The sequence below is a fragment of the Acidimicrobiia bacterium genome (assembly GCA_035948415.1).
Taxonomy (GTDB): domain Bacteria; phylum Actinomycetota; class Acidimicrobiia; order IMCC26256; family PALSA-555; genus PALSA-555.
In genome coordinates, this window is the sequence record DASZJD010000130.1 from 1 (window position 1) to 12,398 (window position 12,398).

The following is a 12,398-nucleotide window of genomic DNA, read 5'->3' on the forward strand; positions in this document are numbered from 1 at the left end:
CGCGTCGCCCTCGCCGGCCCGGATGGCGTGGGCCGCCATGCGGATCGTCTGCAGCGACGACGAGCAGTAGCGGTTGACCGTCGCCCCAGGCGCCTGCGGGATGCCGGCGAGGAGGCCCACGACGCGGGCGACGTTGTAGCCGGACTCGCCCGCGGGCTGCCCGCAGCCCCAGAGCACGTCCTCCACCGTCTCGGGGTCGAGGGCGGGCACCTGGTCCAGCACGGCCCGCACGACGAGCGCCGACAGGTCGTCGGGGCGGCAGTCCACGAGCGAGCCCTTGTTGGCCCGGCCGATCGGGGTCCGGGTGGCGGCGACGATCACGGGTTCGGGCATGGCGGGATCTCCTCGGCGCCTGGGATGCTGACCCCGGTCTACCCCCGGTCGGGGCCCAGGAGCGAACGAGACCGGGCCGGTGCCCGGGCCCCGGGACCGGCGAGCGAGGAGCGCACGTGGCCTACCAGCCCATCGAGAACTACGGCGTCATCGGGGACCTCCAGACGGTCGCCCTCGTCGGCATGAACGGCTCGATCGACTTCTGCAGCTTCCCGACCTTCGACTCGCCGACGATCTTCGCCGCCCTCCTCGACCACGAGCGCGGCGGCCACTTCTCGATCCACCCCGCCCGGTCCGACGTCACGTACAAGCAGATGTACCTGCCCGACACGAACGTGCTCATCAGCCGGTTCCTGACCGGCGACGGCCTCTCCGAGGTGTCGGACTTCATGCCCGTCGGCATCTACCCCCACGACCACCCCCGGGTGCTCGTGCGGCGGGCCAAGTGCGTCCGGCGGTCGGTGCGCTTCGACCTCGTGTTCGACCCCCGCTTCGACTACGGACGGGCCGACCGCACCGTCGAGGTGCGGGACGGCGAGGTCGTCTACGCGTCGACCGGCGGCGACGGGACGGCCTTGCGCCTGCGCACCCCCGTCCCCCTCACCGTCGACCGCCACGGCGTCGCCCGGGCCAGCTTCGAGCTGCAGGCCGGCGACACCGCCATCTTCGTGATGGAGGAGGTCGCGGAGGGGACGATGAGCTGGTTCGCCGACCCCGACCACGGGCCCGAGGCGTTCAAGGCCACGGTGAACTTCTGGCGGAGCTGGATCGGGCACTCGGCCTACACCGGTCGATGGCGCGAGATCGTGAACCGGTCGGCGCTGGTGCTGAAGCTCCTCGTCTCGCAGACCCACGGGTCGCTGGTGGCGGCGCCGACGTTCGGGCTCCCCGAGGAGATCGGCGGGGAGCGGAACTGGGACTACCGGTACACGTGGATCCGAGACGCCTCGTTCACGGTGTTCGCGCTGATCCGCCTCGGCTACACCGAGGAGGCGGGCGCCTTCATGCGCTGGATCCACGACCGGTGCATGGACCTGAACCCCGACGGGTCGCTGCAGATCATGTACGGCCTCGACGGGCGCAAGATCCTCACCGAGGAGGTCCTGCCGCACCTCGAGGGCTACCGGGGCTCGGCGCCGGTGCGCATCGGGAACGGCGCCTACAACCAGCTGCAGCTCGACATCTACGGCGAGCTCATGGACGCGGTGTACCTCTACAACAAGTACGGGGAGCTCGTCCCCTACGAGCTGTGGAACAACCTGGTCCGGCTCGTGGACTGGGTCTGCGACCACTGGCAGCTCCCCGACGCGGGGATCTGGGAGGTGCGCGGCGGCCACCAGGAGTTCCTCTACTCGCGGCTCATGTGCTGGGTCGCCGTCGACCGGGGGATCCGCCTCGCCGACCGGCGCTCGTTCCCCTATCCGTTCTCCCGGTGGCGGGGGGTCCGCGACGCGCTCTACCACGAGATCATGACGTCGTACTGGAACCCCCGGCGCCGCACCTTCATCCAGTGCCTCGGCACCGACACCGTCGACGCGTCCACCCTCCTGATGCCGCTGGTGAAGTTCATCAGCCCGACCGACCCGCGCTTCCTCGACACCCTGGCGGTGGTGAGGGAGGACATCGTCGACGACTCGCTCGTGTACCGCTACAAGATCGGGGCCGCGGCCCGGGACGGGCTGAAGGGCGAGGAGGGCACCTTCAACATGTGCTCGTTCTGGCTCGCCGAGGCCACCGCCCGCGCCGGTGACGTGCAGCGCGGCCGCTTCCTCTTCGACAAGACCCTCGGCTACGCCAACCACCTGGGCCTCTTCGCCGAGGAGCTCGGCCCCCAAGGCGAGCACCTCGGCAACTTCCCGCAGGCGTTCACCCACCTCGGCCTGATCAGCGCCGCCTACTCGATCAACCGCAAGCTCTCCGACGCCGGCTGGGTCGGCTGACGCGTCGCGGCCCTCGTCCGAGGCCGGTCGCCGGCGGCCCGGCGCCTACGATGCCGCCACCGCGTGGCACGGGGGACGCCGCGCGGCACGGGGGGAAGCGATGCGGACACGGACTCGTGGATTCGTCGGGGTCCTCGCCGCCCTGCTGGCGGTGACGACGCTGGGCGCGGTGCGGGCGGCCGGCGCCGCCTCCGGCCCGAAGCACGGCGGCACCGTCACGTGGGCGGTCGAGGCCGAGACCCCCGGCGGCTACTGCGTCTCCGGCAACGCGCAGCTGGCGCCGGGGGGCATCCAGATCGCCAACGCCATCTACGACACGCTGACCACCCTGAACAGCAAGGGTCAGGTCGTGCCGTACCTGGCGAAGGACGTGACGCCGAACAGCGACTACACGCAGTGGACGATCACGCTGCGGCCGGGCATCAAGTTCCACGACGGCGAGCCGCTCGACGCCAGCGCGGTGAAGCTGAACCTCGACACGTCTCGCGGCGCCAACCCGAAGGTGGGCGCGCCGCTCAGCACCTTCGTCGACCAGGACATCGCCTCGGTGACGGTCACGGGGCCCCTCACGCTGGTCGTGGGGATGCACACCCCGTGGCCCTCGTACCCGGTGTACCTGTTCGGCTCGGGCCGGTCGGGGATCGCCGCGCCGGCCCAGCTGTCGGGCACCCAGACCTGCCCCACGAACCTGATCGGCACCGGGCCCTTCGAGCTCGTCGACTGGGTACCGAACGACCACCTCACGGTGAAGCGCAACCCCAGCTACTGGCGGCCGGGTCTGCCCTACCTGGACAAGATCATCTTCAAGCCCGTCCCCGAGGCCGCCTCCGAGCTCAACGGGCTCCAGGGCGGCGACCTCGACCTCATCCAGACGTCGTCCACGGAGAACATCAACGCCCTCCGTGACCGCAAGCGGTCGGGGCAGGTCGGCGAGTTCGACACCGACCAGGGCGCGGACGTCGGGTACGGGATGCTGAACCTCGAGAAGCCGCCGTTCAACGACATGACCGCCCGGCTCGCGGTGGCCTACGCCGGCGACCGCAACCAGCTGAACCAGATCCGCAACAAGGGGATCGAGACGCTGGCCACGGGTCCGTTCGGGCCCGGCACCCCCTACTTCCTGACCCCGGCCCAGGCCCGGGCCGCCGGCCTCCCGAGTCACGACCTGGCGAAGGCGAAGGCGCTCGAGCGCCAGTACGAGGCGGCCCACGGCGGCCAGCACATCGCCTTCGAGCTGCTCACGGTCAACGACCCCGAGCTGCTGGCCCTCACCGAGGTCGTGAAGCAGCAGCAGTCGCTCGCCGGCATCGACGTCACGATCCAGCAGGTCGACCAGGCGACGCTCATCAACCGCGTGCTGGGCGGCTCGTTCAACCAGGCGACGTTCCGGAACCAGCCCCAGGACGACCCCGACACCCAGTACGTGTGGTGGCACAGCGGCTCGCCGGTCAACTTCAGCCGGATCAAGGACCCGATCATCGACAACGACCTCGAGCAGGGTCGGCTCACGACCGACCCGGCCAAGCGGGCCGCGATCTACCGCGACATGAACCGACGGTTCGCGGCGCAGGTCTACGAGCTCTGGACCTGGTACACGAGGTGGGCCGTCGGCTACTCGAACGGCGTCCGGATCAGCGGGGTGCCCCTCCCCGACGGGCACGGCCAGCCGTTCCCGATCTTCGAAGGGGCCCTCCAGGTGGTGGGCGTCTCGAAGAAGTGACGCGGCGCGGGGGAGCGCCGCCGGCGCGGTCGACTCGGTCGCGACGGCCGATGTCGGTCGCGCCGACCTACGATGCCCGCGACCGCAGCAGGGGGAAGCGGATGCGCACATCGGCCCGTGGGTTCGCCGCGACGGTCGTGGCCGTCATGACCGTGACCACGCTCAGCGGGGTACCGGCGGCGCACGGCGCCGCCGGCGGCCCGAAGCGCGGCGGCTCGATCACCTACGCGATCGAGGCGGAGACCACCGGCGGCTTCTGCCTGCCCGCCTCGCAGCTCGCCGCGGGCGGCATCGAGGTCATCACGGCGATCTACGACACGCTCGTGACGATCAACACCAAGGGCGACCTCGTGCCGTATCTCGCCCAGTCGGTGACACCGAACGCCACGTTCGACACCTGGACGATCCGGCTCCGACCCGGGATCAAGTTCCACAACGGCGAGGCCCTCGACGCGAACGCGGTGAAGCTGAACCTGGACACGTACCGCGGCGCCAACCCCAAGATCGGCGCGCCCCTCAACACCTTCGTCTTCAAGCCGATCACGAGCGTGACCGTGAGCGATCCCCTCACCGTCGTCGTGCAGATGAGCTCCCCGTGGCCGGCCTTCGAGGGCTACCTGTTCGGCACCGGTCGCGTGGGGATGGTGGCCCCGGCGCAGCTCGCCGACATGAGCACCTGTGCGACCAACATGATCGGGACGGGTCCGTTCAAGCTCGTCGAGTGGGTGCCGAACGACCACCTCACCGTGCAGCGCAACCCGAGCTACTGGCGGCCGGGGCTGCCGTACCTCGACCGCATCAAGTTCGTGCCGGCCCAGGACGCGCAGTCGCAGCTGAACGGGCTCACCGGGGGCACGTTCGACGTGATCCAGACGCGAAGCGAGCAGAACATCCTCGCCATGCGCGACAAGAAGTCGTCCGGCTCGATCACCGAGATGGACACCGACCGCGGCTCCGAGGTCGGCTACGGGCTCCTGAACGACGCCAAGCCGCCCTTCAACGACCGGCTCGCTCGCCTCGCCGTGGCGTACGCGGGTGACGCGAACGAGCTGAACCAGATCCGCAACAAGGGCCTCGAGACGATCGCGACGGGTCCGTTCGCGCCGGGCACGCCGTACTACCTGTCGTTCCCGGAGGCCAAGGCTTCGGGCTTCCCCCACCACGACCTCGCGAAGGCGAAGGCGTACGCGAAGCAGTGGTCGGCGGCCCACGGTGGGCAGCAGCTCAGCTACGAGATCACCACCGCGACCGATCCCTCGCTGCTCGCGCTCACCGAGCTCGTCAGGGAGTTCAACGCCCGGGCCGGGATCAACGTCTCGATCAAGCAGGTCGACCAGGCGACGCTCATCAACCTCGCCCTCTCGGGCAACTTCCAGCAGGCCACCTGGGAGAACCATCCGCAGGGCGACCCGGACGGCCTCTACGTGTGGTTCCACAGCAAGTCGCCCGTGAACTTCAGCGGGATCAGCGACCCCGTGATCGACTCGGACCTCGAGCAGGGCCGGGTCACGACCGATCCCGCGAAGCGGGTGCAGATCTACCGGGACATGAACCGGCGATTCGCGTCCCAGGTCTACGAGCTCTGGACCTGGTACCAGCACTGGGGCGTCGGCGCCCAGACCAACATCGGTGGCCTGAACGGCGTCCCGCTCCCCGACGGGCACGGGCAACCGTTCTCGTTGTACGCCGGCGTCGTCCCGACGGTCGGCCTCTACAAGCGGTAGCCGCTCAGGTCGCCGCGGGGCGGGAGGCGACGAGCGCCTCGCTCACGTCCCAGAGGCGACGGGCGGCGTCGTCGTCCCTCGCGACGCGCGACACCGCGGCCGGCCGGCAGCGGGCGAAGTACTGGCCGGTGACGTCGGCGACGTCCGGGCTGGACGCCAGGTAGACGGAGGTGCGGGCCCCGCGGGCGGGGCTGATGGCGAACGGCCGGGCGAGCGTCATCACGACCTCGCCGGCGAGGCCGGCGTCGCCGTCTCGGGCCAGGCGGCTGGCCACGAACCCGGGGTGCAGCGCGTTGGCGGTCACGCCGGTGCCGGCGGCGCGGCGGGCCAGCTCGCGGGCGAAGTAGACGTTGGCGAGCTTCGAGCGGTTGTAGGCGCCGAGGCCGCTGTACGCGCGCTCGGCCTGCAGGTCGTCGAACCGCAGGCCCGTGCGGGCGCTCTTGTGCGCGTGGGAGGCGACGACGACCACCCGCGCCGGGGCGCTGGCCCGCAGCCGGTCGAGCAGCAGGGTGGTGAGCAGGAAGTGACCGAGGTGGTTCACCCCGAACGTCGTCTCGAACCCGTCCTCGGTGACCGTCCGCTGCATCTGGACCAGGCCGGCGTTGTTCACGAGCACGTCCAGGCGGGGGTAGCGGCGTCGCACCTCGTCGGCGCAGGCCCGGATCGACGCGAACGAGGCCAGGTCGAGCGCGACGACGTCGACGCTCGCGCCCGGCACGCGCTCGCGGACCTCGGCCGCCGCGGCCGCGCCCCTCGACGGGTCCCGGGCGGTGATCGCGACCCGGGCGCCGTCGCGGGCCAGCCCGAGCGCGGTCTCCTTGCCGACGCCGGCGTTGCCGCCGGTGACGAGCACGGTGGCGGGCGTCGCGTCGGCCACGTCGGCACCGTACCGGCGGGCCCGCGCCGCCGGGCTCAGTCCTCGATCGTGATGGCCTGCTCGGGGCAGTTCCGCTCCCCGCTGCGGGCCTGGTCCTCGAGGCCGGGCGGGACCTCGACGACGAGCAGCACGCAGTGGCCGGCGTCGTCGGCGCCGAACACGTCCGGCCCGAGGGAGTAGCAGCGGCCGTGGCCGGTGCAGGCCTCGGCGTCGACCCGAACTCGCATCGCGCCGAAGCGTAACGGGGCCTCCTCGGCGGAGGGGGGGCTCGTCGACCCCGCCCGGCCCGGGCCGGGGCGCCCCCGGCGCCGGTCCCGGCCGTCCCGGGCCCCGGCTGGGACGCTCCGTGGGCACCCGCCACAGGGAGTGGCAAAAAAGTGAAATCGGGGGTGGGGCCCGGCGTTGGACCCGATGCATAGCTTGTCCACACCTCCTACCCCACCTAGCCCGAGCCGCGGTCGGTGGCGCCGCCCGCCCCATCCCTGCCCCCGGCGTCACCGGCAGCGGCCGGACTGGTGGAACCACTCGACGGAGGCCCCCGGTCCCGGTCACACTGAGAGGGCGATGGGTCCGGCCGAATCGGACGAGCTGCGTCCGGCGGTGTCGCCGGACCTCGATGAACGCGCCCTGGTGGCGCGGGCGCGCACCGACCCGGCCGCGTTCGGGGTCCTCTACCGCCGCTACGTCGAGCGCATCTACGCCTTCGCCTTCCGGCGCACCTGGGGCCCGGAGGCCGCCGAGGACGTCACCGCCGCCACCTTCGAGCGGGCGCTGCGCCACCTCGGACGCTTCGACGCCGACGGCGCCGGCTTCGGCCCCTGGCTGTTCCGGATCGCCGCCAACGAGCTCGTGGACCACTACCGGCGGGAGGGCCGCAGCCGCAGCGACCGGGGCCAGCGCGGCCTCCACGTCCTGGCCGGCCACCCGGTCGAGGACGACGTCGAGGGCATCGAGCGCGACGACGAGGTCCGCCGCATGATCGACGCCCTCGGCACCCTGCGACCCCGGTACCAGCAGGCGCTCACGCTCCGCTACCTCTCCGGCCAGTCGGCGGACGACGCCGCCGAGGCGATGGGCTGCTCGAAGGCCGTGCTCGCCGTCACCCTCCACCGGGCCCTCGGGGCCCTCCGGCGCGCCGTCCTGGACACGGCCGAGCCCGAGGCCAGCTGATGGCGACGAGACGCGACGTCCAGGCGGGGCTGGCCCGGCTCGGGGCCCGACCGGTCGCCCACCCGTCGCCCGAGTTCGTGGCCGGACTCGAGCGTCACCTCGTCGGCGCCGCGGCGCGGATCGGGGCGGGCGCACCGCCCGCCGACCTGCGCCAGCGCCTGGCCTGGCTCGGCGACCAGCCCGTCGTCGGCCCGTCGCCCGAGTTCGTAGCCGGCCTCGAGCGTCGCCTCATCGGCGCCGACCGACCGGCGGGCACGCTCGTCGCGCTGCCGGCCCGCCGCCGCCCCGCGGCCCGGGTCGTCGCGGCCGTGGCCGCCGCCGCCGTCGTCGTCCTCGGCGGCGCCGCGCTCGGCGGGGCGCTCCTCGGCGTGTTCTCGCCCAGCGCCAGCCCCGGTCACGGCCCCCTCGAGCTGAAGAAGGCCGTGAACACCCAGGTCGTGCTGCCCGACGGGCGCCGGGTGACGGGTCGGAGCGGCCTGAGGCTGCCGAACGGGGCGGTTTTGTCGACGGGCCCGAACGGTCAGGCCTCGGCGGGGTCGTTCCAGCTCGGCCCCGGTCTCCAGGGCACGATCGACGCCGGCCGGATCCACCTGACCACCCCGCAGCTGCCGCCGGTGACCACGCCCACGCTGCCGTCCCCGCCCCCGGTGACGACGCCGAAGGTGACGACCCCGGCGCCGCGGCTGCCGCCGTTCACGCTGCCGCCGGTGACGCTGCCGGTCCTGCCGCCGGTGACGCTGCCGCACCTGCTGCCGCACTGACCGCCCTCACCAGGTCAGGTGCGCCCGCACCGGCCGGTGGTCCGACCCGCAGTCGTCGAGGACGCCGGCGTCGGTGGCTTCGACCTCGCCGCCGCGCACGAGCACGTGGTCGAGCTGGCTGTGCGGCCACCGGGCCGGCCACGTCCGTCCGGTGACGGTCCGCCGCCACCCGGGCCCGAGGAGCGCCACGACCGGCGGTCCCCAGAAGTTGCAGTCGCCGGCGACCACCGTCGGCACGCCGGCCGGCGGCAGGAGCCCGGCGAGGCGACGCAGCTGCAGCACCGGCCCGTGCGGCAGCCGGGAGGTGAGGTGCACGCCCACGACCCGCAGCGGCGCGGCGCCGCCGTCGAGCTCGACCTGCGGCAGCCGCCGCGCCGGGGCGGGGTCGCCGCGCGTCGGTCCGACCGGCAGGTCCGGCAGCGGACGCGCTGCGACCCGGGTGAGGACCGCGGTGCCGGCGGTGCCCTCCCCGCGGGGGTCGTGGTGGGGCCAGCGGCTGTGCCGCGTGGCCCGGCCGGTGGCGGTGTGGTGGACGGCGAACCCGTGCTTGGCCGCGAACTCGTCGACCGCGCCCGGCCCGCCGTCGGGTCGCCAGACCTCCTGGATCACCATGACGTCCGCCGCCAGGGCCGCAAGCACGGCCGGCAGGTCGTACGGAACGACGCGGCCGCGCTGCGCGTAGAGGCCGTAGTGCGTGTTGAAGCTGACGAGGCTGATCGCCGCCATGGCGGCGCTCACCCTACGAGGGGGGCTCCGGCTGCTCGCCGTCACCGGGGAGGCGGACGACGAAGCGGGCCCCGCCGATGGGGGCGTCGTCGATCGTGACGGAGCCGCCGTGCCGCTCGGCGATCGACCGGACCATGGCCAGGCCGAGGCCGGCGCCGCCCCCGGCGCGGCCGCGCCCCTCGTCGAGGCGGGTGAACCGGTCGAAGACCCGCTCCCGGTCGGCGACCGGGACGCCGGGGCCGTCGTCGTCGACGACGAGCCACACCGACCCCTCGCCGGTCGCCACCGACGCCGCCACCCGGCTGCGGGCGTGGCTGCACGCGTTGTCGAGCAGGTTGCGCACGAGGCGGAGCAGCTGGCGGGGGTCGCCGGTGACCCGCCCGGCCGAGACCCGCGACGTGTCGATCGGCACCGGCCGCACCCGGCCGGCCTCCTCGAGCACGAGGTCGTCGACGTCGACGTCGGTCGGCGCCGGCGCGGCCTCCTCGACGCGAGCGAGCTCGAGCAGCTCGCCGACCGCGGCCTCGAGACGGTCGTCCTCGTCGAGCACCCGGCGAGCCACCTGGGGCCAGTCGGCCCCGCCGCCCCGGCGGAGGGCCACCTCGAGCTGGGCTCGGATCGCCGCCACCGGGCTGCGGAGCTCGTGCGAGGCGTCGGAGACGAACTGCCGCTGGCGCATCGACGACTCCTCGAGGCGGTCCAGCATGGCGTTCATCGTGTGGGCCAGGCGGCCGACCTCGTCGCCGGTGTCGGGCTCCGGGACCCGTCGGTGGATGGTGCTGCCGGTGATCGCGGCGGCCTCGGCCCGGATCGACTCGACCGGGCGGAGGGCCCGCCCGGCCAGGTGCCAGGCCAGCAGCGCGGTCGCGGCGACGAGCGCCGGGACGCCGATGAGCAGCGCGTCGGTCACGCTGTGGACGGTGCGGTCCACCTCCCCCAGCGAGCGTCGGGCGATGAGCGTGACCTGGCCCTGCTGGGTGGCGACCCGCTCCTGGGCCCGCACCGACTGGCGCGTCGGCAGCGGCGACGCCGCGCGCAGCCCGGGCAGGGTGAAGAGCTGGCCGTCGGGGCTCTCGAGGATGATGTCCGGCGGGCCGCCGGCGCCCGGGTCGCTCGGGAAGTTCAGCTGGTCGGGCGCCCGTCCCGCCTGCAGCTGGCGGGCGATCATCGCCAGCTGGTCGCGGTTCGTGCGCTGGATCTCGCTCACGATGTTCGCGTGCACCGATCGCACGAGGCCGTAGGACGCCGCCGCCAGGCCGACGGCGACGAGGCCGGCGGCGGCGAGGGTGATCCGCACCCGCACCGACCCGAACCACCGGCGGACCAGGTCGCGGGGGTGCATGTCAGCTGGCGGCGGCGAGGTGGTAGCCGGCGCCGCGCACGGTGCGGATCAGGCTCGAGCCGAAGGGCTGGTCGATCTTGCGCCGGAGGTAGCCGACGTACACCTCGACGACGTTCGGGTCGCCGGCGAAGTCGATGCCCCACACGTGGTCGAGGATCTCCGACTTCGACGCCACGGTCTCGCCGCGGCGCATCAGGAACTCGAGGACGGCGAACTCGCGGGTCGTCAGCCGGATCTCGGCGCCGTCCCGGGTGAGCCGCCGAGCGCCGGGGTCCAGGCGCAGCGGCCCGAGCTCGAGGATGGCCGGCCGCGGCGGCGCACCGCGCCGGAACAGGGCCCGCAGCCGCGCCAGCAGCACCACGAACGAGAACGGCTTCGAGAGGAAGTCGTCGGCGCCGGTGTCGAGCGCCTCGGCCTCGTCCCACTCGCCGTCCTTCGCGGTCAGGATCAGGATCGGCGTCCAGATCTCCTCGTCGCGGAGGGTCTTGCAGACCCGGTAGCCGTTCATGCCCGGGAGCAGCACGTCGAGGACGATCGCGTCGTACGAGCCCTCGCGGGCGCGCCAGAGGCCGTCGAGGCCGTCGTGGACGGCGTCCACGTCGAACCCCTCGGCGACGAGGCCCTCGGTGATGGCGTCGGCGAGGTGCACCTCGTCCTCGACGATCAGCACCCGCATGTCGCGCATTGTGCCCGGTGACCCCGGTCCCGGCGCCGGCAGGCTGAGAGCGCGCTCAGGATGGCGGGCCGATGAGCTCCCAGAGGTTGCCGGCGGGGTCGGTCGCGAACACGTGTCGGCCGCCGTCGAAGGTGAGGCCCGAGCCCGGGTGCTGCCCGTCGCCCGCGACCCGTGCGAGCACCTCGTCGAGGGCGTCGCCGAGGTCGATGGCGGTGTGCGCCCGCGCCGACGGATGGTGCTCGGCGTCGACGGTGAGGTGCACCTGGGTCCCGTCGTCGGCCTCGAACCAGTGCAGGGTGCCGAAGCCCGACGCGTCCGGGCCCGGCTCGACCGGGCGGTAGCCGAGGACGTCGACGAGCCAGCGGGTCTCGGCGGGGACGCCGTCCTCGGGGACGCAGAGGTTGACGTGGTCGAGTCGCACCGCGCGCGAGCCTACCCAGATGGCGGTTCCCGAGATCCCGGTGACCGGCGACCTGGTCGCCGACCAGCTGCTGGCGGAGAACCCGTTGGCGCTCGTCCTCGGCATGCTGCTCGACCAGCAGGTGCCGATGGAGTGGGCGTTCAAGGGCCCGTCGACGCTCCGCGACCGGCTCGGCGGGCTCGACGCCCGCGCCATCGCCGCGATGCCGCCCGACGACCTCGAGGCGGTGTTCCGGGCCAAGCCGGCGCTGCACCGCTACCCGGGCTCGATGGCCAAGCGCACCCACGCCTTGTGCCGGTTCGTCGTCGACGAGTACGGCGGCGACGTCGGCGCCATCTGGCGTGACGCGCCGAGCGGCGCCGAGCTGCTCGCCCGCGTGCGCGCGCTACCGGGCTACGGCGACGAGAAGTCGAAAATCTTCGTCGCGCTGCTCGCCAAGCGCCTCGGCGTGCGCCCCGAGGGCTGGGAGGCCGCGGCGGCGCCCTTCTCGGACGCCACGCCGCGCTCGGTGGCCGACATCGACTCGCCCGAGACCCTGGCCCGGGTCCGCGACTGGAAGCGGTCCCAGAAGGCCCGTGGCCGGGGGAAGGCCGAGTGATCAGGTAAGATGGATCTCTGACGGGCACCGCCGGTGCTCGTCGGGTCTTCCTCGTTCTCTCCGGAACGGTCCGGGTCGTGCCATCGAGGACGACCCCGCCGCCATCACCT

General features: G+C 73.2%; 13 protein-coding genes. 6 read left to right on the top strand and 7 right to left on the bottom strand.

Annotation, left to right across the window (positions count from 1 at the left end):
- Window positions 1–333, bottom strand: a 333-nt coding sequence (locus VG869_17140) for an acetyl-CoA C-acyltransferase (protein HEV3452912.1), incomplete at its 3' end; no start/stop codon positions are given.
- A 116-nt stretch (window positions 334–449) separates the two neighbouring features.
- Here VG869_17140 and VG869_17145 point away from each other — a divergent pair.
- The 3 genes from VG869_17145 (at window position 450) to VG869_17155 (ending at window position 5,717) form a co-directional block, all read left to right on the top strand.
- Window positions 450–2,273 carry a glycoside hydrolase family 15 protein gene (locus tag VG869_17145; GenBank protein ID HEV3452913.1) on the top strand — a complete coding sequence of 608 codons (1,824 nt, stop codon included), beginning with the start codon at window positions 450–452 and terminating at the stop codon, window positions 2,271–2,273.
- A gap of 100 nt (window positions 2,274–2,373) precedes the next feature.
- Window positions 2,374–3,993: an ABC transporter substrate-binding protein gene (locus tag VG869_17150; protein HEV3452914.1), complete on the top strand. Its 1,620-nt coding sequence runs from the start codon at window positions 2,374–2,376 to the stop codon at window positions 3,991–3,993.
- A 101-nt stretch (window positions 3,994–4,094) separates the two neighbouring features.
- Window positions 4,095–5,717, top strand: coding sequence for an ABC transporter substrate-binding protein (locus VG869_17155; protein ID HEV3452915.1), 1,623 nt, complete (start codon window positions 4,095–4,097; stop codon window positions 5,715–5,717).
- A gap of 4 nt (window positions 5,718–5,721) precedes the next feature.
- Here the strand turns inward: VG869_17155 and VG869_17160 are convergent, their stop codons facing one another.
- Complete coding sequence (locus VG869_17160; protein ID HEV3452916.1) at window positions 5,722–6,594, bottom strand: SDR family oxidoreductase; 873 nt, start codon at window positions 6,592–6,594, stop codon at window positions 5,722–5,724.
- Between the two features lie 35 nt (window positions 6,595–6,629).
- Complete coding sequence (locus VG869_17165; GenBank protein HEV3452917.1) at window positions 6,630–6,821, bottom strand: ferredoxin; 192 nt, start codon at window positions 6,819–6,821, stop codon at window positions 6,630–6,632.
- 337 nt (window positions 6,822–7,158) lie between these two features.
- Here VG869_17165 and VG869_17170 point away from each other — a divergent pair, with 337 nt between their 5' ends.
- The gene (locus VG869_17170) at window positions 7,159–7,764 is read left to right on the top strand and encodes an RNA polymerase sigma factor (protein HEV3452918.1); all 606 of its coding nucleotides are present in this window, start codon (window positions 7,159–7,161) and stop codon (window positions 7,762–7,764) included.
- Entirely contained in the window at window positions 7,764–8,525 is a 762-nt protein-coding gene (locus VG869_17175; protein ID HEV3452919.1) for a hypothetical protein, read from the top strand. The genes VG869_17170 and VG869_17175 overlap by 1 nt, the downstream gene beginning before the upstream one ends.
- A 6-nt stretch (window positions 8,526–8,531) precedes the next feature.
- Here VG869_17175 and VG869_17180 read toward each other — a convergent pair whose 3' ends face one another.
- The 4 genes from VG869_17180 to VG869_17195 are packed head-to-tail and all read right to left on the bottom strand — an operon-like array spanning window position 8,532 to window position 11,690.
- Complete coding sequence (locus VG869_17180) at window positions 8,532–9,263, bottom strand: endonuclease/exonuclease/phosphatase family protein (GenBank protein ID HEV3452920.1); 732 nt, start codon at window positions 9,261–9,263, stop codon at window positions 8,532–8,534.
- A gap of 1 nt (window position 9,264) precedes the next feature.
- A complete protein-coding gene (locus tag VG869_17185; GenBank protein HEV3452921.1) occupies window positions 9,265–10,593 on the bottom strand; it encodes a HAMP domain-containing sensor histidine kinase in 1,329 nt (442 codons plus the stop codon).
- Between the two features lies 1 nt (window position 10,594).
- Window positions 10,595–11,269: a response regulator transcription factor gene (locus VG869_17190; GenBank protein ID HEV3452922.1), complete on the bottom strand. Its 675-nt coding sequence runs from the start codon at window positions 11,267–11,269 to the stop codon at window positions 10,595–10,597.
- Window positions 11,270–11,324: 55 nt separating this feature from the next.
- Window positions 11,325–11,690 carry a VOC family protein gene (locus tag VG869_17195; protein HEV3452923.1) on the bottom strand — a complete coding sequence of 122 codons (366 nt, stop codon included), beginning with the start codon at window positions 11,688–11,690 and terminating at the stop codon, window positions 11,325–11,327.
- Window positions 11,691–11,709: 19 nt separating this feature from the next.
- On the opposite strand from VG869_17195, the gene VG869_17200 reads away from it, so the two are divergent.
- Window positions 11,710–12,288, top strand: a complete 579-nt coding sequence (locus tag VG869_17200; protein ID HEV3452924.1) for an HhH-GPD-type base excision DNA repair protein — start codon at window positions 11,710–11,712, stop codon at window positions 12,286–12,288.
- Window positions 12,289–12,398 lie beyond the last annotated feature (110 nt).

Excerpts from the sequence above, each read along its gene's own strand:
- VG869_17185 (HEV3452921.1), bottom strand. The coding sequence starts at position 10,593 with ATGCACCCCCGCGACCTGGTCCGCCGGTGGTTCGGGTCGGTGCGGGTG.
- VG869_17200 (HEV3452924.1), top strand. The coding sequence starts at position 11,710 with ATGGCGGTTCCCGAGATCCCGGTGACCGGCGACCTGGTCGCCGACCAG.
- VG869_17150 (HEV3452914.1), top strand. The coding sequence starts at position 2,374 with ATGCGGACACGGACTCGTGGATTCGTCGGGGTCCTCGCCGCCCTGCTG.
- VG869_17155 (HEV3452915.1), top strand. The coding sequence starts at position 4,095 with ATGCGCACATCGGCCCGTGGGTTCGCCGCGACGGTCGTGGCCGTCATG.
- VG869_17175 (HEV3452919.1), top strand. The coding sequence starts at position 7,764 with ATGGCGACGAGACGCGACGTCCAGGCGGGGCTGGCCCGGCTCGGGGCC.
- VG869_17165 (HEV3452917.1), bottom strand. The coding sequence starts at position 6,821 with ATGCGAGTTCGGGTCGACGCCGAGGCCTGCACCGGCCACGGCCGCTGC.
- VG869_17190 (HEV3452922.1), bottom strand. The coding sequence starts at position 11,269 with ATGCGGGTGCTGATCGTCGAGGACGAGGTGCACCTCGCCGACGCCATC.
- VG869_17170 (HEV3452918.1), top strand. The coding sequence starts at position 7,159 with ATGGGTCCGGCCGAATCGGACGAGCTGCGTCCGGCGGTGTCGCCGGAC.